Source organism: Bacillus sp. V33-4, from assembly GCF_002860225.1.
Lineage (GTDB): Bacteria > Bacillota > Bacilli > Bacillales > Cytobacillaceae > Bacillus_BJ > Bacillus_BJ canaveralius.
In genome coordinates this window covers 63,648-83,954 of sequence record NZ_PGVC01000014.1, presented here as the reverse complement: position 1 = coordinate 83,954, position 20,307 = coordinate 63,648, and the positions used below count along the sequence as shown (strand labels likewise).

General features: G+C 42.0%; 19 protein-coding genes and 1 pseudogene. 8 read left to right on the top strand and 12 right to left on the bottom strand.

Translation table 11 applies throughout. The features are described from left to right. Positions 1-12: 12 nt before the first annotated feature. The 6 genes and pseudogenes from CVD23_RS06060 to CVD23_RS06035 all read right to left on the bottom strand — a co-directional run bounded on the left by CVD23_RS06060 (position 13) and on the right by CVD23_RS06035 (position 6,294). On the bottom strand, positions 13-858 hold the full coding sequence (locus CVD23_RS06060) for an ABC transporter permease (protein ID WP_101576857.1): 846 nt from the start codon (positions 856-858) through the stop codon (positions 13-15). Then, positions 858-1,685 (bottom strand): ABC transporter ATP-binding protein, encoded by an 828-nt coding sequence (locus tag CVD23_RS06055; protein ID WP_245917382.1) that lies wholly within the window; start codon positions 1,683-1,685, stop codon positions 858-860. The genes CVD23_RS06060 and CVD23_RS06055 overlap by 1 nt, the downstream gene beginning before the upstream one ends. A gap of 215 nt (positions 1,686-1,900) precedes the next feature. Beyond that, entirely contained in the window at positions 1,901-2,662 is a 762-nt protein-coding gene (locus CVD23_RS06050) for a GntR family transcriptional regulator (protein WP_180955567.1), read from the bottom strand. 125 nt (positions 2,663-2,787) lie between these two features. Further along, on the bottom strand, positions 2,788-4,347 hold the full coding sequence (locus CVD23_RS06045; protein ID WP_101665471.1) for a fatty acid--CoA ligase family protein: 1,560 nt from the start codon (positions 4,345-4,347) through the stop codon (positions 2,788-2,790). 209 nt (positions 4,348-4,556) lie between these two features. Further along, a complete protein-coding gene (locus tag CVD23_RS06040; protein ID WP_101665470.1) occupies positions 4,557-5,546 on the bottom strand; it encodes a lipoate--protein ligase in 990 nt (329 codons plus the stop codon). 16 nt (positions 5,547-5,562) lie between these two features. Then, positions 5,563-6,294, bottom strand: a pseudogene (locus CVD23_RS06035) (MBL fold metallo-hydrolase). A gap of 215 nt (positions 6,295-6,509) precedes the next feature. Here CVD23_RS06035 and yhfH point away from each other — a divergent pair. Further along, on the top strand, positions 6,510-6,644 hold the full coding sequence (gene yhfH / locus CVD23_RS06030; RefSeq protein ID WP_101576846.1) for a protein YhfH: 135 nt from the start codon (positions 6,510-6,512) through the stop codon (positions 6,642-6,644). 146 nt (positions 6,645-6,790) lie between these two features. On the opposite strand, the gene hemY is transcribed toward yhfH, so the two are convergent. The 3 genes from hemY to hemE all read right to left on the bottom strand — a co-directional run bounded on the left by hemY (position 6,791) and on the right by hemE (position 10,327). After that, positions 6,791-8,227: a protoporphyrinogen oxidase gene (gene hemY, locus CVD23_RS06025; protein WP_101665485.1), complete on the bottom strand. Its 1,437-nt coding sequence runs from the start codon at positions 8,225-8,227 to the stop codon at positions 6,791-6,793. A 31-nt stretch (positions 8,228-8,258) separates the two neighbouring features. Beyond that, positions 8,259-9,191, bottom strand: coding sequence for a ferrochelatase (gene hemH / locus CVD23_RS06020; protein ID WP_101665469.1), 933 nt, complete (start codon positions 9,189-9,191; stop codon positions 8,259-8,261). An 89-nt stretch (positions 9,192-9,280) separates the two neighbouring features. Further along, positions 9,281-10,327 (bottom strand): uroporphyrinogen decarboxylase, encoded by a 1,047-nt coding sequence (gene hemE, locus CVD23_RS06015; RefSeq protein WP_101665468.1) that lies wholly within the window; start codon positions 10,325-10,327, stop codon positions 9,281-9,283. Positions 10,328-10,582: 255 nt separating this feature from the next. On the opposite strand from hemE, the gene CVD23_RS06010 reads away from it, so the two are divergent. The 3 genes from CVD23_RS06010 (at position 10,583) to CVD23_RS06000 (ending at position 14,137) form a co-directional block, all read left to right on the top strand. Further along, the gene (locus tag CVD23_RS06010; protein WP_101576841.1) at positions 10,583-11,101 is read left to right on the top strand and encodes an antibiotic biosynthesis monooxygenase family protein; all 519 of its coding nucleotides are present in this window, start codon (positions 10,583-10,585) and stop codon (positions 11,099-11,101) included. A gap of 274 nt (positions 11,102-11,375) precedes the next feature. Then, complete coding sequence (locus CVD23_RS06005; protein WP_101576880.1) at positions 11,376-12,776, top strand: hypothetical protein; 1,401 nt, start codon at positions 11,376-11,378, stop codon at positions 12,774-12,776. A gap of 155 nt (positions 12,777-12,931) precedes the next feature. Then, positions 12,932-14,137, top strand: coding sequence for a M20 family metallopeptidase (locus CVD23_RS06000; protein WP_101576839.1), 1,206 nt, complete (start codon positions 12,932-12,934; stop codon positions 14,135-14,137). A gap of 156 nt (positions 14,138-14,293) precedes the next feature. Here the strand turns inward: CVD23_RS06000 and CVD23_RS05995 are convergent, their stop codons facing one another. Next, positions 14,294-15,508, bottom strand: coding sequence for an ABC transporter permease (locus CVD23_RS05995; protein WP_101665467.1), 1,215 nt, complete (start codon positions 15,506-15,508; stop codon positions 14,294-14,296). Beyond that, on the bottom strand, positions 15,501-16,241 hold the full coding sequence (locus CVD23_RS05990) for an ABC transporter ATP-binding protein (protein ID WP_101665466.1): 741 nt from the start codon (positions 16,239-16,241) through the stop codon (positions 15,501-15,503). The genes CVD23_RS05995 and CVD23_RS05990 overlap by 8 nt, the downstream gene beginning before the upstream one ends. A 447-nt stretch (positions 16,242-16,688) precedes the next feature. Here CVD23_RS05990 and CVD23_RS05985 point away from each other — a divergent pair, with 447 nt between their 5' ends. The 3 genes from CVD23_RS05985 to CVD23_RS05975 all read left to right on the top strand — a co-directional run bounded on the left by CVD23_RS05985 (position 16,689) and on the right by CVD23_RS05975 (position 19,199). After that, entirely contained in the window at positions 16,689-17,108 is a 420-nt protein-coding gene (locus tag CVD23_RS05985) for an HIT family protein (RefSeq protein ID WP_101665465.1), read from the top strand. Between the two features lie 219 nt (positions 17,109-17,327). Then, on the top strand, positions 17,328-18,407 hold the full coding sequence (serC, locus tag CVD23_RS05980) for a 3-phosphoserine/phosphohydroxythreonine transaminase (RefSeq protein WP_101665464.1): 1,080 nt from the start codon (positions 17,328-17,330) through the stop codon (positions 18,405-18,407). 264 nt (positions 18,408-18,671) lie between these two features. Continuing rightward, on the top strand, positions 18,672-19,199 hold the full coding sequence (locus CVD23_RS05975) for a tryptophan transporter (protein ID WP_101665463.1): 528 nt from the start codon (positions 18,672-18,674) through the stop codon (positions 19,197-19,199). A 148-nt stretch (positions 19,200-19,347) separates the two neighbouring features. Here the strand turns inward: CVD23_RS05975 and CVD23_RS05970 are convergent, their stop codons facing one another. After that, positions 19,348-19,536 (bottom strand): hypothetical protein, encoded by a 189-nt coding sequence (locus CVD23_RS05970; RefSeq protein ID WP_101576823.1) that lies wholly within the window; start codon positions 19,534-19,536, stop codon positions 19,348-19,350. A gap of 236 nt (positions 19,537-19,772) precedes the next feature. On the opposite strand from CVD23_RS05970, the gene CVD23_RS05965 reads away from it, so the two are divergent. Then, positions 19,773-20,144: a YtxH domain-containing protein gene (locus tag CVD23_RS05965; protein ID WP_101665462.1), complete on the top strand. Its 372-nt coding sequence runs from the start codon at positions 19,773-19,775 to the stop codon at positions 20,142-20,144. The last annotated feature ends 163 nt before the right edge of the window (positions 20,145-20,307 follow it).

The following is a 20,307-nucleotide window of genomic DNA, read 5'->3' as shown; positions in this document are numbered from 1 at the left end:
CCATCTGAACTGTTATTGATTTTCACTTTGTTTGTTCATTGCATCCCAAGGAATTAATCGAGACTCCATTTTCGATACAACAACATAAAGAAAGATCGCAACTGCCATTAAAGTTAAGACTCCCACCCAGACAACATTTAAGTTAAATAGATTTCCAGCGACGAAAATCATTCTTCCAAGTCCTTTATCAGAAGAGATAAACTCTCCCCCAATAACAGCAATTAAGGCAAAACCTATATTTAACCGGAATGCGGAAATAATCCAGGGCATGGATGAAGGAAAAACAACCTTTTTAAAAATTTGGCCTTTGGACGCTCCGAGTGATCGCATTAAATTGACAAGATTTGAATCGATTTGATGTGTTCCCTGGTATGCTGAAAGCAACGCCACGATAAACGTAGCAATACCGGCTAAAGCAATCTTCGAGAACATCCCCGAGCCAAACCAAATAATAATCATCGGTGCAAGGGCAATTTTCGGCAGGCCGTTTAAAGCGACAATAAAGGGGTCAATAATTCTTGCAAATGTTGTAGAATACCATAATAGAAGACCGACAACAGAACCTAAAACACTGCCGATAATAAAGCCCATAATCGTTCCATAAACAGTTGCCAGCATATCACTGAAAAGCTGCCCGCTTTGAATAAGACGAACCGTTTCATTTAATATGCCAAGCGGAGAACCCATCAAAAAAGAATTGACCCATTGCAGATAAACTGCCAGTTCCCATATAGCCAATAGAGATAAAACAATTCCCAGTCTTGAAATATTATAAAGCACGATGGGATTGAGCTTCTTTTTCTTTTGCCGGGCTTTTGTTTGAATAATCTTTCCAGTACCGACTTGTGTTAAATCCATTATAACTCCCTCCCAATTTGAATATCTAAATCGGCCCAAATACTTTCAAAAAAATGATTATATCGATGATCGGATCTAGCCTTCATAGCGGAACTGTATTCTTTGGCAAGGCCCACTTCATAGATTTTCTTTACCGAAGTCGGCCTTTGGGTCATAACGGCGACCCGGTCCGACATCGCAATCGCTTCACCTATATCATGTGTAATTAAAACGGCTGTTTTGCCGAAATCTCTTAAAATTCCCAGTATTTCCTCTTCCAGTACTAATCTTGTTTGATAGTCTAAAGCAGAAAAAGGTTCATCCAAAAGAATAATGTCGGGGTCGATTGCCAGGGTGCGAATGAGTGCAACCCTTTGTCTCATTCCTCCCGATAATGTGGAAGGATAGGCGTTCGCAAAGTCGGAAAGTCCATATTTCGCCAAATAGGCCAACCCAATTTCTTCACGTTCCTTCTTTGCTTTCCCCTTTACCTCAAGTCCGAGACTAACGTTGTCGAGGATTGTGCGCCAGGGAAATAATAAATCTTTTTGCATCATATAACCTACATGACCAGTTGAACTCGAAATATTTTCCCCCTTTACCGTTACATGTCCTGCCGACGGTTCCATGAGACCAGAGATAATATTAAACATAGTACTCTTTCCGCAGCCACTCGGACCAATAATACTAATAAACTCCTTTTCTTTAATATCAAGTGTGATATCTTTAATAACCTGAATCACATTATCCTCTTTATCAACAAAATGTTTCTTTATTCCTTGCAATTCAATGGCATGTTCTTCCTTTGTATAGTTTTCAACAGCTTTTGCAGAATTAACTATCATCATTCTTATCACTCCTTATTTTGTTATGATGTCTTTACAACTTAAAATTAAAAAATTCTCATAAGCCATGTCACGTTTTCTAACAACTCTAAATACTTAAACTGAATTATATGTCTCTATTTTTAGGCCGTAAACAATCTTGTTAGATTATTTAACAAGGTTTTTTTAGAAAAAATAAAAAAAGGAGCAAGATCAAAAAGCGTATTATGCTTTTTAGTCTAGCTCCTTTTGTCTATTTGACTATTAAATTGAACATTTGATTGTTCTCTCGTTTGGTCAATTTCGAAGCGAAAATGAGACCCGAGATAAACAACCTTCACTTTTTCCAAAGGCTGGTTATTGTCTGTAAAAACAAGTCCATCCCATAACATTAAAGGCATTCCTTCCGAAATGTTCAATAATTCAGCTTCCGCTTTTGTGGCTGGCACAGCTTGAAATGTTTGTTTTGATCGTGTAGGAAAAATCCCTTTTTGAGCAAATAAAGAATACAGCACCTCAAGATCCTCTTCCAACAGGTTGGGATATATTCTAACAGGAATAATTGAAGTCCGAATTGCCAAAGGCTTATTATTCGCATACCTTAAACGAACAATCTCAAACACTTCTTCTCCCCGGTCAATGGATAATGTATCTGCCAAGTCCTTTGGCGGGGGATATACCTTCTTTGAAATTAACTTGGCACTATGGTTGAATCCGAATATCTCCATTTCTTCTGCAAAGGTGCGGAATACTGAAGCATTACCTATTATGACAGGATTGGAAACATAGGTGCCCAAGCCTCTTCTTTTCACTAAATACCCCTCTTGGACAAGCTCCGCTAAAGCCTGTCTGACTGTCGGTCTACTAATATTATATTTTTCAGAAAGGTCATGCTCAGTCGGGATTTTATCCCCATTTTTATATAGGCCTTGCTCAATCTGCTTGATTATTGATAGCTTCAATTGAACATACAACGGCAGCCGACTATTTTGTTCAATCATTTTCATACCCCATTTTTTAGTGCTTATTAACTAATCGTATTATAACAAAAGGTGATATGGAATAAATCAACAAAAAGACCAAAACATGATATTTCGGTCTTTTATGTCCTGTTAAAAATTGCAATTTACCTGGATGAGGCGACTTCTTGATTCTTGAGTGCCCTTCTTAAAATTTTTCCAGTTGTGTTTTTCGGAAGCTCCTCAAGAAAAACGATTGCTGATGGGATTTTGTATTTGGCAAGGTGCTCACTGCAATATTCAAACAAGTCCTTCTCAGTCAGCTGCTGATTTTTTGAAACAACATAGCATTTCACTGCTTCTCCTAAATTCGGATCCGGAATCCCTACAACGGCGACCTCGACTACATCCGGATGATTGTACAGAACCTCTTCGACTTCGCGCGGGTAAACATTATAGCCGCTGACCAAAATCATGTCCTTTTTGCGATCGACGATATAAAAATAGCCTTCTTCATCCATCCTTGCTAAATCCCCGGTGTATAGCCAGCCGTCACGAATCGTTACTGCTGTATCTTCAGGCATTTTATAGTAGCCTTTCATTACATTTGGGCCCCTGACGATTAATTCGCCAACTTCGCCAACCGGAACCTCTTCTCCGAGTTCGTTAACGACTTTGTTTTCAACATTCATAATAGACTGTCCAATAGACCCGGGCTTGCGCGGACGGTCGAGCGGGTTAAAGCATGTCACCGGTGATGCTTCTGATAAACCATAGCCCTCCGACAACAGGACATTAAATTTATTCTCAAAGCTTTTTAGCAGGGCAACAGGCATGGAAGCGCCACCAGAAATGCATAAGCGGAGCGACTTCAAGTCATCAGGATTGCCTTCCTCATACTGCAAGAGGAAATTATACATTGTTGGCACGCCCGCAAACACAGTTGGTTGATATTTTCTGGCGAGACGAAAAATCTCCTTCGGGCTGAATTTCGGATCAATTAAGATCGTTGCGCCATTCATGAGCGGTGCATTCAAAGCTACCGTTAAACAAAAGACGTGAAACATTGGCAAAGTGGTAATAACCCGGTCATCCTCATTGATCCGCAGATAGTCACCGCTATCCTTTGCATTTCGGTAAAGATTTTTATGAGTTAGCATTGCACCTTTCGGCTTACCCGTTGTTCCTGATGTATACAGAATGACAGCGACATCCTCTTCCTGAAGATCTGGGCCGGCAAATGAAGGATCACCTGTAGCAACCACTTCTGTAAACGGTTTCAATTTCGGGAATACTGATAAGCTTGTTACATCTGTTCCCGCCTGTTGTCCTTGCGGAGTTTCACAGACGATGTATTGCTCCACGTCCGGCAGGCTGTGATGCATTTTTTCAGCAAGCGGAAGCAAAAGATCAAGTGCAACAACGACCTTAACGTCGCCATTTTTCAAAATATAGCCAATTTCATCCAGTGTATAAATTGGATTAATCGGAATGACCTTGGCACCAAGCCGAAGTGCACCATATAGGCTAATTACAAAATACGGTGAATTGCCTAATAGCAGTGCAATATGATTCCCTTTTTTAACTCCAAGCTTTTCAAGTCCCGAGGCAAATTTTGTGACAGCCCCGTCCAATTCGGCATATGTACTGGATTGGTCCATAAAATAATAAGCAGGTTTACTCGCCAGTACCTTTGCAATGTGATGAAGCTGATCTGACAAATTCAACTTAACCCCTCCCCTTTTCAAAAAAATACGAACCAAAAATGAATGGTTATTCATTTTTTGGACATAAATTTTCTAAATTAATTATATTGAAAAAAGGTTTAATATTCAAGATTAATCGTCGTACAAATACAAATTTTTCAAACTTTCATACTTATCTTTCAAAATTTTTCATACAAAAACAGTGCCCTGAGGCGGACACTGCTACTTTCTTAATATACTAAGTTAACAAAGTCTTCTTTTGAAATGTTGCCGAAGTAATGCTGGATGTTTACACCCTCAAGGGCTGCCTCTATGTCTGATTTTCCATACTTGATTCCCGTAAGCTTGTCTTCAATTTCTGACACGTCACCCACTCCGAAGAAGTCTCCATAGATTTTGCAGTTTTCGATGCCGCCCTTATTCACTTCCAGTCTCACATCAATTTGGCCAACTGGAAAGCGATGTGAATGCTGGAGATTAAACTTTGGTGATTTCCCATAGTTCCAATCCCAGTTCTGATAGCGCTCCTCCGAGATTTGATTGATTTTTTTCCAGTCATCCTCCGTCAATTTATATTGTGGAATATCTTCCTCATTACTGAAAATATTTTTCAGGAGCAGGTCTTTAAACTGCTCAATCGAAATTGGATCAGCTAAAAACTCTGAAATATTGGCTACCCTGCTGCGGATTGATTTAATTCCTTTTGATTCAATCTTATCTTTTTTAACATTCAATGCGGAAACGACATGCTCGATTTCAGATTTGAACAGGAGTGTGCCGTGGCTGAACATTCTGCCCCTTGTCGAAAATTGCGCGTTGCCTGAAATTTTCCTGCCCTCCGCAACAATATCATTACGGCCGCTCAGCTCCGCATTTACACCGAGCTTCTGGAGGGCAGCAATGACCGGTTCTGTAAACTTTTTAAAGTTATGAAAGCTCTCGCCATCGTCTTTTGTTATAAAGCTGAAATTTAAATTGCCAAGGTCATGATAAACCGCCCCGCCCCCGGACAATCTGCGCACGACATGGATGCCTTTGCTCTCAACATATTCCGTATTGATTTCCTCGATCGTATTCTGGTTTTTGCCAATAATAATCGATGGTTCGTTTATGTAAAACAGCAAATATGTCTCGTTGATATCGAGATTTTTCAAAGCGTATTCTTCGATCGCCAGGTTAATGCGCGGATCTGTAATTCCCTCGTTATCGATAAATAACATGTCAAAGTCTCCTCTTCTATAAAGTAATCGACAGATTTTCCGACGCTACTAAAATCGGACCATTGAAAACCTCAGCTGCTTCTTCCTTGAGGCGTTGAATATCGCCATAATGAGGCAAATGCGTCAGGATCAGACGTTTAACATTAGCTACAGCTGCAAGTTTTCCAGCATCAAGGCTGTTCATGTGGCCTGCATTTTTTCCATCCTGTTCCTTGTAAAAGTTACACTCGCATAAGAGCAGGTCTGCGTCTTTACTAAACTGCTCCAATTCGTGTTTGTATGACGTATCAGCGGTATATACAAAAACTTTTCCACCAGTTTCAATCCGCATCGCATAGCATGGAACCGGGTGGTCTGTCCGTAAAAAACGGATGCTAAATGGTCCAACCGTCAGCACTTCAGCAGGATGATATTCGACTCAGTTGGTGATGTTTTTATGAGTTAGCTTCGGAAATTCTTGTTCAGACTCAGGCGCATAGATAGGCAGCTCATCCATTTTCTTACCAAGGAAAGATTGAATTAATCTTGCATGCTGCAAAACTCCAATATCTGCAATATGGTCAGCATGATAATGCGACAGGATCACAGAATTTATTTCTTCCGGCTGGATGATATTCTGCAGCTTTGAAAGCACGCCGCTCCCGCAATCGATTAGCAGCTTGAATCCGTTCTCCTCAAGTAAATACCCTGTACTTGCTTCATTTACCTTCGGGTACCCTCCCCAGCAGCCGATTACCGTTAATTTCACTGAACACGCCTCCTAATGACGATTTATGCTTCTTAATTTCATAGTACCAAAAAAGCATTACCCTTTTCCATTTCCCGGTTCAAAGGATTACATAAGTCATTTTGCTTATTTTATTCCTTTTTAAAATTGTATTGAAACAGTTGTTGACAAAAAACATCTGTTATAATACAATTGAGTTAAATTCAGATTATTTTAAAAATTGGAGGTTAACAGCGATGCTTTTTAACATTATGGAATTCTTCAGAAATTTGCCGCCGAAAGAATGTGCCGAATGCGGAAAAACCATTGACGAGCAACATGAATGCTACGGTAACAAATGTGACCATTGCTTGGGAGTAACCGATATTTAATAGTTTAAGATAATTTACCAGCTTTCTCTTTTGGAATAAATCATATAAACGAAAAAACCAGCCGTTAGGATGAGCGGCTGGTTTTTTCAGCAATAGTACTTGCAATCTCTATTATTTACAAAATTGTGATACGACAGAATTTCAGTTTAAGATTTGACAGCTGTTTTTGCTTCTTCATTAATGGTTAAGTAATCTAAGACCATCTTGACAGCTACTTCGCCCTGGTCAATACAGTCCGGGATACCAAGGCCTTCGAACGAGCTCCCGGCCAGGAAGATGCCTGGGTATTCTGAAGGCATTTGTTCCTTTATCTTTTCAACCATTTGTTTGTGGCCAACTGTATATTGAGGCATTGAATTATTCCATCGTGAAATAATTGAAAATTCCGGTTCGGCAGTGATATCCATCGTTTTGTTTAAGTCTTCGAGGACAATTTTGATGATTTCGTCATCTGACAGGCCAACAACTGCTTCATCCCCTGCTCTCCCTACATAACAGCGGAGCAGCACTTTTCCGTCAGGAGTCGAATGCGGCCATTTTTTATGCGTCCACGTACAGGCAGTAATCGTGTAATCGCTGTTCCGGGAAACGACAAAGCCCGTGCCTTCAATATCCTTTTTTATCGCTTCTTTTGGGAATGCCATCGCAACAGTTGCTACAGACGTGGAAGGCATCTCCTTTAATTCACTAAAAAGGTCATTTCCAGGGAATAACATCGGCACGGCTTGGTGTGGAACCGCCGAGATGATACTGTCGGCGAGAATGATCTCGCCATTATTAAGCTCGATCTCATAGCCGCCCGATTTTTGAATGATTTGTTCAACCCTCATCCCTTTTAAAACTGAACGAGGCTCAAGCTTCGACTCAATAGCATCGACAAACGACTGTAATCCTGAAGAAAAGGTTAAAAACAGTCCATTGCCTTTTTGGCTCGGATTTTTCGGCCTGGCTGGAGTGGCCTTTTTCATTCCCAAAATCAGGCTCCGGTATTTTTGCTCAACCTCATAGAATTGCGGAAATGTGGACATTAGGCTCAAACGGTCAATATCACCCGCATAAATCCCGGACAACAAAGGCTCAATTAAGTTTTCAACAACCTCATCCCCGAGCCTGCGCCGGAAAAATTGACCGAGGGACTGGTCCTCTGAAGGATTGGAGCGCGGCAAGAAAAAGTCGGCTGCTGCTCTTATTTTTCCCGGGATCGAAAATAAGCCAGTAGTCACAAAGGGGGCAACCTCAGTAGGAATTCCCATAATCGAACCTCCCGGCATCGGATGTAGCCTCTCCTTGACAAGGACATATGATTTTCCAGCGGAATTGTTGATTAATTGATCAGCCATTCCCACTTCTTTTGCAAGCCTTGAAGCACTTTGCTTTCGGCCAAGAAAAGAATCCGGACCCTTTTCAATCACATATCCATCCCTTACAACTGTCTGGATTTTCCCGCCAAGCCTGTGGGAAGCCTCGATTAAGTTGACATCGACTGCCATGTTTTGCTCTCTTGCCTGCTTTTGCAGGTAGTAAGCAGCAGCGAGCCCGGTGATTCCCCCGCCAATAACAGCAACCCTCTTTCTTCCTTGCAACACGATTACATCGCCTTCTTTTCGTATAAAGTTATTTCCCAATATGATGCAGTACGACCGTTGCCAGCGCTTCAATAAATTCAGGCTGCGCATTAGGCATTTCAGGGCGATAATAGCTTGCCCCCACTTCTTCAGTCACGATTTTACATTCGACATCGTTATCAAACAACACTTCCAAATGGTCAGAAACGAATCCGGCAGGAACATACACAAATGCTTTGTAGCCGTGTTCGTTGTAAAGTGCACGCGTTAAGTCCTGGACATCTGGTCCAAGCCATGGTTCCGGTGTGTTGCCGGCACTCTGCCAGCCCACCTCATAATGTTTAACTCCTGCTTGCCCGGCAATCATTTCAGCTGTCTTTTGCAGCTGATTTGGATACGGATCACCCATTTGTAAAATCTTTTCAGGAAGGCTGTGAGCGGAAACAATTAAAACGGCCTTGTCCCGTTCTTCAGCCGCCATCTGCTCAAACGTTTCCTTGACTCTGCTTGACCAATATTGAATGAACTTCGGTTCATCATACCAGCTTTCAACGGAAACAATCTGCGGGCCGCCAAGCTTTTCTGCTTCCTCCTTGGCGCGGCCGTTATATGACTTAATGCTGAAGGTGGAAAAATGAGGAGCGAGCACAATGCTTACTGCTTCTTCAATTCCATCTTCATGCATTTGCTTTACGGCATCTTCAATAAAAGGTTCAATATGCTTTAAGCCTATATACATTTTAAATTCAATTTCATTTTGGATCTCATTTAAATGCTGCGCTAGCTTTTCCGCTTGCTCAAGCGTAATTTTTGCCAGCGGAGATATGCCGCCGATTGCTTCATACCTGCTCCGCAAATCCTCCAGCATCTCCGGGGATGGTTTTCTTCCTCTGCGAATATGCGTATAATATCTTTCAATATCTTCTTCTTTATATGGGGTTCCGTAAGCCATCACGAGTAAGCCGATTTTTTTCTTTGCCATGTTATCCACCTCTTAAGAAATAAGTCTACAGTCCTCTATTGTGCCAAAAAAAGCTCCGATCACCAAATGAAACGCTTAACAAATGAGGACTAACGGCTCAATTTTGCAGCTGAATATTCATGTACAAAGGCTGTAAGACGCTTTAAAGTCTCGGGATCTACATCTGGAAACACTCCATGGCCGAGATTAAAGATATAGCCCGGGTGTTCCATGCCAGCATCGAGGATCGCTTTCGCTTTTTCCTCTACGACTTGCCACGGTGCCAGCAAAACTGCCGGATCGAGATTACCCTGGACAGTTTTCGTAATGCCGATTTTTCTCGCTTCTTGAATAGGAAGGCGCCAGTCCAGTCCCACTACATCAACAGGAAGGTCGTTCCATTCAAGGGCAAGGTGGCTTGCACCGACTCCGAACATAATAAGCGGCACTCTTTCTTCCTTTAAAGCAGAAAAAATCCTCTGCATGACCGGCTTAATAAAATAACGGTAATCTTCTACATTTAGAGCTCCAACCCATGAGTCAAAAATTTGAATCGCTTTGGCACCGGCTTTGATTTGCGATCGGACATATGTAATCACCATCTCACCAAGCTTGTCCATCAGGGCAAACCACGCTTTCGGTTCGGCATACATAAAGGCTTTTGTTTTATTATAATTTTTTGAAGGTCCTCCTTCGATCATATAACTGGCCATGGTAAAAGGTGCTCCGGCAAAACCGATGAGCGGTACCGACAACTGTTGTTCCGTGAGGATTTTAATCGTTTCTAGAACGTAAGGGACATCTTCCTCAGGATTAATTTCACCGAGCTTTTCAACGTCCGCTAACGATTGAATTGGATTGGAAATAACCGGACCAACCCCCGTTTTAATATCGACATCGACACCAATCGCAGGCAGCGGGGTCATTATATCCTTATATAGTATGGCTGCATCGACATTGTACTGTTCAACGGGCAGCCTCGTGACATAGGCACATAATTCGGGCTGTTGCGTAATTTCAAATAGAGAATATTTTTCCTTTAGTTCTCGATATTCAGGCTGGGAACGGCCGGCCTGGCGCATATACCAAACGGGTACATAGTCCGTCTTTTCTCCTGACGCCGCTTTTAAGAATGTTTCATTGACTACTTTTGTCATATACAAATAATCCACCTTTCAAAAACTTCCTGTATTTCATTTTAATATATTATGGGCAAAATAAGAAACAGCAAGAAACGTACATTTTATGAACTGTTTCCAATATAGCGTTTTTCCACTGTTGATGTATAGTTAACGACATTAAATGTCAAAAAAATTGACGTTTTTTTAGGATATAAAACGAGTTTGGTGAATTAATGGGAGGAGAAAGATATAATAAGGAAGGAAGAAAATATCGCATAGAGGTGATCAAGCATGTACTTGTATATGACAACGGGCACGTATGATTTCATGAAGAGCATCAAGGAAAAAAATAGTGGTGAACAGATGTTGCTAATGGAAAATCAGGACAACGCCTTGCTGATTCACGAAACAGAGGGTGAAACAGTTTTCAACACACCGCGCCGCTATGAAGTGATTGATTCGGCAGGGACGTTCGAACATGCAAATTTTGCTGTTTTAAACAATATCCCCGTCACGGATGAAGGCCGTCCCCTATTTGAATACCGTTTCAAAAACCGGGCCCGCAAGATTGAAAATGAACCTGGCTTTGCCGCGATTCGCGTTCTGCGCCCGTTAGATTCGAATACATATGTGATCTTAACACTATGGGAAAACGAGCAGGGCTATAAAAACTGGCAGCAATCAAAAGCATACGAAAAAGCACATGAAAAACGCGGCAGCGAACAAGGCGTGGACAAGCAGCAAATCTTTTCCGGTGCTTCCTATGTGACTACATATGCCGCCCACGAAGAAGAACGTAACGAGGGATGAACGCCGCTTCATCCCTCTTGTTATTCGAATTCCGCTCGTAAATCTCGAATTCCGCTCGTAAATTTGGAGTTCCGCTCGTAAATCTCGAATTCCGCTCGTAAATTTGGAGTTCCGCACTTACTACACCCAGTTTATTCCCCGGCTCCAGCTTAAAGCCGCAAATCTTTTTTACCCCTTCACACCTGTTGAAAAAGTACATATCCTGTATTAAATCCAAATTGGGCAAATACCTATGTTTCGCCTATAAGGATGAACTGAGGGGGCATTAATGGATATGGCCGTTGAACTAACCGCACTTCATTGGATATATGTCAGCTTCATTGTGTTAATTATCGGTTTTATGATCATGCGGCGGGACACAACACTGATTTGTATTGCCGGAATTTTTCTTATCGCGATTACAGCAACCGGCTCGCTTAGCTATTCTGTCAGCAGCATTTTCACCAGTTTTATTTTTGCGATTACTGAATTGCTTTCTACTATTCTCGTTATTTCAATTATTGTGGCGATGAGCAGAACGCTGACGACAACCGGGATTAACGATGTGATGATTTCCCCGTTTGCCAAATTGATTCGCACACCTTCTCTTGCCTACTGGACGATCGGCATTCTGATGATGGGCATATCATGGTTTTTCTGGCCTTCGCCAGCCGTTGCATTATTGGGTGTTGTGCTACTCCCGGTCGCATTAAGGGTCGGCCTGCCTGCCCTCGGTGTTGCGATGGCGATGAACTTGTTCGGGCATGGAATTGCCCTGTCTGGTGATTTTATCATCCAGGCTGCTCCAAAACTTACAGCCGACGCAGCCGGCCTGCCGGTAAATGCGGTCATTGATGCGAGTATTCCGTTAGTGTTTATTATGGGGATGGTTACCACTGTTACTGCTTTTTATTTTCTGAAACGGGATATGAAAGCAGGCAGGCTCACAGTAGATTCAGAGCATTCCGAACTGCCTGATGCGGATCCGTCAACCAATGATGGTTGTTTACTAACCATAAATCAAAAACGTTTCTTCGCACTGCTTATCCCTGCTTTGTTTGCCCTTGATGTAGCAGCCATGTTTCATTTTAATCTTCAAGGTGGCGACGCTACAGCCTTAATTGGCGGAACCTCGATCGTTATTCTTCTTATCATCACAATGGTCAGCCACAAAAATAAAGGGCTTGAAAAAGCTACCAGTTATATCATTGAAGGTTTTCAATTCGGATTTAAAGTATTCGGCCCGGTGATTCCGATAGCTGCTTTCTTCTATTTAGGCGATGCCGGATTCACAAAAATCATCGGTGATTTCCTCCCAGAGAACTCGCACGGGATCGTAAACGATCTTGGTGTAACGCTTGCTTCGGTTGTCCCGTTAAGCAAAGAAGTGGGTGCCGTTACGTTAACCGCTGTAGGAGCGATCTCCGGCCTCGACGGATCGGGTTTTTCCGGTATATCACTTGCCGGATCAATAGCCAATTTATTTGCTACAGCGATCGGAGCTGGAGCAGCCACGCTAACCGCTCTCGGCCAAATTGCCGCGATATGGGTTGGTGGCGGCACACTCGTCCCATGGGCGCTCATTCCTGCCGCAGCGATATGCAATGTCGATCCATTTGAATTGGCAAGGAGAAACCTCCTGCCTGTAACGATTGGTTTAATTATTACCACCATTGTTGCAATGTTTCTTATCTAGTCAAAGAAAGAGACTGCCGAAGTGCAGCTCTCTTTCCTTTTAAAAATATTCGGAAACTACTTGTATTTCCAGAAAATACTCTCATTAAAATAACCTTCGACTCTCGAAATGTGTTATAATTGTCTAAAAATTATTTATATTAAGGAGAGATTGTTATGCTGGAAAGCCTGAATGTTAAACTTGCAAGTTACTATGAGGAGATGGTGGAAATCCGGCGTTATTTGCACCAGCATCCTGAACTATCTTTTCAGGAGACAAATACAGCCGAATACATAAAGTCCTTCTATGAAAAACTTGGAATCGAAGTACGAGGCAATGTTGGCGGCAATGGAGTAGTTGCTAAAATATACGGCAGCAAGCCAGGAAAAACAGTTGCTTTAAGAGCGGATTTCGATGCCCTGCCAATTCAGGATGAGAAAGATGTTCCATATAAATCATTGGTTCCTGGAGTTATGCATGCATGCGGACATGATGGCCATACCGCAACATTGCTCGTTCTGGCGAAAAGCCTTCACGAATTAAGAGATGAGTTGGAAGGCGATTATGTCATGATCCATCAACATGCCGAAGAATATGCACCAGGAGGCGCAGTGTCGATGATCGAAGATGGCTGCCTCGATGGTGTGGATGTAATTTTCGGAACTCATTTATGGGCTTCAGAACCAACTGGGACGATCCAATACCGGGTCGGGCCGATCATGGCTGCTGCTGACCGGTTTGAAATATTGGTACAGGGCAAGGGTGGTCATGGAGCCCAGCCTCACCGGACAAAAGATGCTGTTGTCACAGCTTCACAGCTAGTCGTCAACTTGCAGCAAATTGTCAGCCGCAAGGTAAATCCTGTTGATTCTGCTGTTGTAACGGTCGGCTCGTTTGTTGCCGAAAATGCTTTCAATGTAATTGCTGATAAAGCAAAGCTCGAAGGTACGGTGAGAACCTTCAGTGAAGATGTGAGAACTTTCGTTGAACAAGAAATCGAGCGTACGGCAAAAGGCACTTGCTATACAAGCGGCAGTGATTACGAATATTTATTTGAAAGAGGATACCCAGCAGTGATCAACCATGAAGAAGAAACAAACTTCCTGGTTGAAGTTGCTGGCAAAGTTCCCGGTGTTAACCGTGTTGTGGAAACAGAACCACAAATGGGCGGGGAAGATTTCGCTTACTATTTGCAGCATGTGAAAGGAACATTCTTCTTTACAGGTGCACGCCCGGAAACGGAGGAAAATTACCCGCACCACCATCCAAAGTTTGATATTGATGAAAAAGCGATGCTCGTTGCAGCGAAAACTTTAGGAACTGCAGCCGTTGAATATCAATCCGTCAAATTGGAGGCCCCTGTGCCTGAACAAGCGTTATAATGCACTTAAAAACCCATTGGCACTGAAAAATGCCGATGGGTTTTCTAATTTCAGCTATGCGGAGGCGTTCGCAATATTCTGAGCCTATATGCATTCTTAGCAACTGCTCCTAAAAAAACAGGCCAGGACCACCCACTGAATTCATCCAACCTGAGCTTATATCATCTCCAAGCGCTTCTTTGTATAAATGAATACAAAAAAGTAGATAAAACCAATACCGGCTGCAAAGGAAAGCCCGCCAACAAGCCAATCCCCTTTTAGCAGCAGAACGAGACAGAAGGCGATGTTTTGAGCGAAAAGCAACGCCGAAAGAAGAACCTTGAATGAACCTGATCTATATTTCTCTGCTACAGGATACAACTGAACCCACAGTTTATTTTGGTGATGGTTCCATAACGGAAGCAGCTGGAATCCGGTTAAGTATAAAAATAATAAAACGACTGCAACCTGTCCGATTCCAAATGATATTAAATACAGGACTCCTGATCCAATAATTAATAAGCGCAGAAATAAGCCAAAATAATCGCCTGCCCGTAAAAAGGTTCTCATATAGAGGTGGGTATAGGTTTGTTCCTGCTTAAAAGCCAGTCTGGCCAAGAGCCAGTCAAGCCATTTCCGCCTCTTCACTTTGTCCTTCAATTTGGGTACGTCGGTGAACAGATTGGCAATGCGATAAAACGACGTCATCCGCCTTTCTTCCGATTCAATTAAATACTCCCATTTCAGGCCTTTATCAACTACTTGGATTCGATAATACCAATACAACACCGCCATCAAACCGGCTATGACAATAAGAAAGGGCAGGCCTGCACCGGAAAAGAGCATGTAGACAAACACAGTATTTAAGCTATAGCGAATCGCAGAGTCAGTCCAATGTACTGCTATTTCAACATAGTATTGTATTTTCCAGCGTGCCATCAGGTTCAAGCATTTAACGACCAGCAGGATAAGCAAAAATGCAAAATAGGAGGAAAACTCCCCTTCGTTCACTTGAACATACACCGGCATTACAGCAGCAAGGACAAGGATAAGGAGATAAGTCTGTAAAGCGAAGCTAACCATGATCGACCGTTTAAAATAATCAGCAAGCTTTGTTTCAAGCGGAAGCAAGAAGATTTTATCTGCTTCAAATAAAAACGTATAAATCGGACTATATGTCAGTAATATACCGAGCAGCACAGCAATAATAATCGAAACAGGATAATCGGCCGGCAGCGCTTTGACCCAGGCCTGATAGTAGTAGGCCGCTGTTCCAAGCAGAAACAGCATGACAATCACGAGATGCCCGTTGAAAATATAGCGAAGGTACCGGCCCATTTCCCTGCTTCTCCGCGAGAACCGCTCTTTCCATAACCGGGCGCCATTAAACATAATCTTCTTCCTTAGTCAGCTGGATATAAAGGTCATCCAAAGTTGCTCCCGGCATCGAAAACTGCTCGCGAAGCTCATCGAGTGTACCTGAGGCCCTGATCTTTCCTTCATGCAAAATCACAAACCTGTCGCAGTACCGTTCAGCCGTTGCCAAAATATGTGTCGACATTAATATCCCGGCACCCGCTTCTTTCATTCTGTTCATTAAATCCAGAAGCGATTGGATACCGAGGGGATCAAGACCTACAAAAGGTTCATCAACAATATATAGGGACGGCTGAACAAGAAAAGCACACATAATCATAACCTTTTGCTTCATCCCTTTGGAAAAATGGGCAGGAAACCATTTAAGCCTTTTTTCCATTCGAAACTCCTTCAGCAGTACATGTTTACGTGCCTTGTATGTATTTTCATCGAGCCCATAGCCCATTGCGGTAATTTTTAAATGCTCTTCAAGCGTAAGTTCATCGTATAAAATCGGGGTTTCTGGAACAAAAGTGAATTGTCTGCGGTAAGCTTCCCGGTCTTGTTTAAACGTCCGGTCGTTAATGGTAATCTCTCCGCTGTGCGCTTCCATCAACCCGATTACGTGCTTGATCGTTGTACTCTTTCCGGCCCCGTTCAGCCCGATCAGGCCGACCAACTCCCTTTCATTGACCTGAAAAGAAATATCTTTTAAAACAGGATTTCTTGTGTAACCGCCTGTCAGATTTTTAATCTCCAAAAGTGCCATTCTGCACACCCTCCTTCTGTGTATGCTAATAGTTTAACAAACATTAAGCATCTTTTAAAAAGCTGGACTTCCCGGATAAAAATGACATACTCCAAGGATTTCCGGGCATACTCTTGATGAAGGGGAAACAACTGTTTAGGTGAAATCATTTCAACCAAATGAAATGAGGTGTCGGCTAAAGACTAGAACCTTTTAGTCCATGACTCGAACGTTCCTAAATAAGGGGATCGTGTTTTTGCACACAGTACCGTTCAAAAAACCGGTCCGCTAATCCAGCGCATCATTTTTTTGAAATGAGGTGTTTGTCAAAGACTTTCCTAAACTGAACGTACAATAGAAGCTTTCCCCTTCATTTCGGCAGGATTCCTTGAGAATCCTGCCTTTTACCTTTTTGTCAAAGATTATTATATGATAAAATACGAGAAAAGCCTTGAAAGGGTGTTGGATATGAACGACTGTATTTTCTGTAAAATCATCAATGGCAGTATTCCTTCTGCCAAAGTATTTGAAAATGAACACGTTTTTGCTTTTCTTGATATTAGTCAGGTGACGAAAGGGCATACGCTTGTCATTCCAAAAATACATAAAGAAAACCTGTATGAGCTTACACCCGAAATTGCCGAAAACCTATTTGCTGCAGTCCCGCAAATTGCCAATGCGATTAAAGCAGAATTCGAACCTGTTGGCTTAAATTTATTGAATAATAATGGGGAACTAGCCGGACAATCCGTTTTCCATTTCCATCTCCACCTTCTGCCCCGCTACGGGCAAGGTGACGGCTTTGGTGCCGTCTGGAAAACAAACAATGGTGAATACTCTGCAGAGGACCTGCAAAAAATCGCCACCGGGATTAATAGCCACTTATAGAAATATCTCCTTATGGCATCAGCACGGTACATGCAGAACGCAACCCGCCTCCAGATCTATCGAATGTGTTAAAAAGCGACTGTTCACAATGAACGGAAGCTTTTTTTTAAACATTTTTTAAATTGTTCAAATTTTTAGTGTGCTCATCTATTATTTTTGATACGATAGAAACATCTTTATACTTTAGCGTATTACAGTATATACGTAAGGAGGCCCCACATGAAACGAGCTTTGAATTTTAATGCCGGACCAGCCGCCCTACCTCAGGCTGTCCTTGAGAAAGCCCAAAAAGAATGGCTCAATTATCTTGATACCGGCATGGCTGTAATGGAGCTGAGCCACCGCAGTGCTGAATATGAACAGATTCATGACAGTGCTGACAGACTTCTTCGACGTCTCATGCAAATTCCCGATGATTATGAAGTGCTATTTTTGCAAGGAGGCGCCAGTTTGCAGTTTACGATGGTGCCGATGAATCTGCTCAGAAACGATGAAACGGCTTATTATATTATGACTGGTTCCTGGAGTGAAAAAGCGCTTAGTGAGGCCCGGAAAATCGGGGCAGCCGCCAGTTTAGCTTCCGGAAAAGAAGGAATGTACAAAAACATTCCCTCTATTGAAGCATCAGCTCCCGACGATGCATCCTATGTCCACTTAACAAGCAATAATACAATCTTCGGAACACAATGGCAAACATTTCCGGATCTCTTCAATGCTCCGCTTGTTGCTGATATGTCGAGTGACATTCTTAGCAAACCGATTAACGTCAACCAATTTGGCCTGATTTACGCCGGTGCTCAAAAAAATCTTGGGCCTTCAGGTGTCACGGTCGTGATTATTAAAAAGGACCTGCTTGCCCGTTCAGATGAGGGACTTCCGACGATGCTCAGCTACCAGACGCATGCAAAAAACCGGTCATTGTACAACACCCCTCCTACCCTGTCCATTTATTTACTTTCTCTTGTATTGGAGTGGGTCGAGTCAATAGGCGGACTGCCTGCAATAGAAAAGATAAATAGCGAAAAAGCCGAAATCCTTTACGATATTATTGATGAAAGCAACGGATTTTATCGGGGTCATGCGGATCAAGGAAGCCGGTCATTGATGAATGTCACCTTTAAGCTCGAAACCGAAGCAGCGACTGGTGCCTTTCTGGAACAGGCTAAAGAAGCCGGGTTTATCGGCCTGAACGGCCATCGTTCCATCGGCGGCTGTCGGGCCTCGCTGTATAATGCCGTTACGATTGAGCAGGTAAATGAGCTGGCCAAGTTCATGAAAACATTTAGGAAAAATTATTGATTCATATTTCGACTTAGTACACTTCACAATGTAACAAGCCAAACTGAAAAACGAATGTAGTTATCTAAATAAACAGGAATGCCGTAGGAAACAAATAATACTATGTTAATTTTCAATACTGTTCGTTTTTGAAATAAAGAATTGCGTTATGAATCTTTAAACATTAACAATTATATGTTATAATTGGTGCAAGTTTTTCGCTGCAGGCAAAGAGTGCACTGCAGGAGAGACAAAATAGTATAGCCAAGCAGAGGAGAGATTAGGTTGAATACGAAAAATCTTGTAGTATTAGCGTTATTTGTTGGGATAGGTGCAGTATTGCATGCAGTCGTACCTGGATTTATTTTCGGAATGAAGCCGGATATGATGCTTACAATGATGTTTTTAGGAATCATTCTGTTTCCGGATAAGAAAAATGTTCTATTAATCGGAGTCGTAACAGGTGTACTTTCCGGGTTGACAACACAATTCCCGGGAGGATTGCTTCCAAATATCATTGATAAACCCGTAACGGCATTTTTATTCTTCGCGATTTTTCTTGCCTTGACAAAGTACCGAAATTCGATTATCAGCGTTGCTGTAATAACAGCTGTAGGCACAATTATTTCCGGTCTTGTCTTTTTAGGTTCAGCATTTGTCATTGTCGGTCTTCCAGGACCGTTTACTATTTTGTTCGCAACTGTTGTACTTCCGGCTATGGCAATCAATACGGCAGCGATGGTTATCCTATACCCTATCGCAACCGGCATTTTAAAACGCGCAAATTTCATACAGCAGCCTGTCAGCCAATAATAATTGAAGAGAACTCCCGGGAGTTCTCTTTTTTTAATTGCAGAATATCTATTTTTCAACTCAACTGGCCGTTTCGATGTCCAGCTCCGACGTGCAGGACATTCTAGCGCCGATGACGCCACAGTTTAAAGTCTTCCAGCACTTTCTATCAAAACAACAACAGTAACATTGCAAATGCAAACAGAACCAATCCACCACCCGCCAGCGCTGTTGCCCGGGCCCTTAATACATGCTTTGGCGGATAGGATCCAGGGCGTTGTGATGCCAGTAAATAGTGAATTGCCCCCAAAAACAAAACAGCACTAAGAGCAAAGAAACCAAAACGAATTCCTCCCATCATACTCCCCCCAACGCAAACGATTCGATAATCTCCTAATTATTTATGTATATGCCAAAAAAAATTGCGCTATGAAAAATGGACAGGTTTATTATTGTCATTTAAGTGATAATAGAAGGTATAGAGATATATTTAAAAAAACAGTAAAATATCGGGATAAAAGTACACTAGGAGGATTTTGTAGAACAGTGTAGAAGTATGTAAGGAAACAACACTTTAACTTTGAGGTGAATTGGATGAAGACAAAATCACTTTTGTTAGGATTTTTAGTTGGTGGCGTAGCCGCCGGGATCACTACCCTGTTGGCTGCTCCTGCTTCCGGAAAAACAACCAGAAATTATTTGCAAGAAAATAAAGATTTATTAATGACCAACCTTAAAATTTTGAAAGACGACTTCCTGGACCTGAAGAATTCTGCTTCAATGGCATCCACAGAAGGTAAAGCAGCAATCAGCAGCTTTTCATCGGATGTTAAACATTCAATTGCAGATTGGAAAAATGCGATCAGGCCAAACAAGCAAGAACTGCAAAGGGAAATGAAAAAAATTGAGGAAACCATCAGTGAATTAGAGCTTTCATTCAATCAGCAAAATACTAATCGGGCCTAACTATAAAACGAAAAACCCTTCTTTTCTAAAAATTCTTCATTAGAAAAGAAGGGTTTTTTTGACTGTGAGCGAAACAAATATATTATAAAAATGGTTGTAAACTTCATAAATATTTTTTCATATCTTTTTTAGGATAAAAATTGTATACTTATTAGTAATAAAG

Bases quoted from the DNA above. Each gene is read 5' to 3' on its own strand.
- CVD23_RS06060 (WP_101576857.1), bottom strand. From the start codon at position 858: ATGGATTTAACACAAGTCGGTACTGGAAAGATTATTCAAACAAAAGCC.
- CVD23_RS06055 (WP_245917382.1), bottom strand. From the start codon at position 1,685: ATGATGATAGTTAATTCTGCAAAAGCTGTTGAAAACTATACAAAGGAA.
- CVD23_RS06050 (WP_180955567.1), bottom strand. From the start codon at position 2,662: ATGATTGAACAAAATAGTCGGCTGCCGTTGTATGTTCAATTGAAGCTA.
- CVD23_RS06040 (WP_101665470.1), bottom strand. From the start codon at position 5,546: ATGTTATTTATCGATAACGAGGGAATTACAGATCCGCGCATTAACCTG.
- yhfH (WP_101576846.1), top strand. From the start codon at position 6,510: ATGCTTTTTAACATTATGGAATTCTTCAGAAATTTGCCGCCGAAAGAA.
- hemH (WP_101665469.1), bottom strand. From the start codon at position 9,191: ATGGCAAAGAAAAAAATCGGCTTACTCGTGATGGCTTACGGAACCCCA.
- hemE (WP_101665468.1), bottom strand. From the start codon at position 10,327: ATGACAAAAGTAGTCAATGAAACATTCTTAAAAGCGGCGTCAGGAGAA.
- CVD23_RS06010 (WP_101576841.1), top strand. From the start codon at position 10,583: ATGTACTTGTATATGACAACGGGCACGTATGATTTCATGAAGAGCATC.
- CVD23_RS06005 (WP_101576880.1), top strand. From the start codon at position 11,376: ATGGCCGTTGAACTAACCGCACTTCATTGGATATATGTCAGCTTCATT.
- CVD23_RS06000 (WP_101576839.1), top strand. From the start codon at position 12,932: ATGCTGGAAAGCCTGAATGTTAAACTTGCAAGTTACTATGAGGAGATG.
- CVD23_RS05995 (WP_101665467.1), bottom strand. From the start codon at position 15,508: ATGTTTAATGGCGCCCGGTTATGGAAAGAGCGGTTCTCGCGGAGAAGC.
- CVD23_RS05990 (WP_101665466.1), bottom strand. From the start codon at position 16,241: ATGGCACTTTTGGAGATTAAAAATCTGACAGGCGGTTACACAAGAAAT.
- CVD23_RS05985 (WP_101665465.1), top strand. From the start codon at position 16,689: ATGAACGACTGTATTTTCTGTAAAATCATCAATGGCAGTATTCCTTCT.
- serC (WP_101665464.1), top strand. From the start codon at position 17,328: ATGAAACGAGCTTTGAATTTTAATGCCGGACCAGCCGCCCTACCTCAG.
- CVD23_RS05970 (WP_101576823.1), bottom strand. From the start codon at position 19,536: ATGGGAGGAATTCGTTTTGGTTTCTTTGCTCTTAGTGCTGTTTTGTTT.
- CVD23_RS05965 (WP_101665462.1), top strand. From the start codon at position 19,773: ATGAAGACAAAATCACTTTTGTTAGGATTTTTAGTTGGTGGCGTAGCC.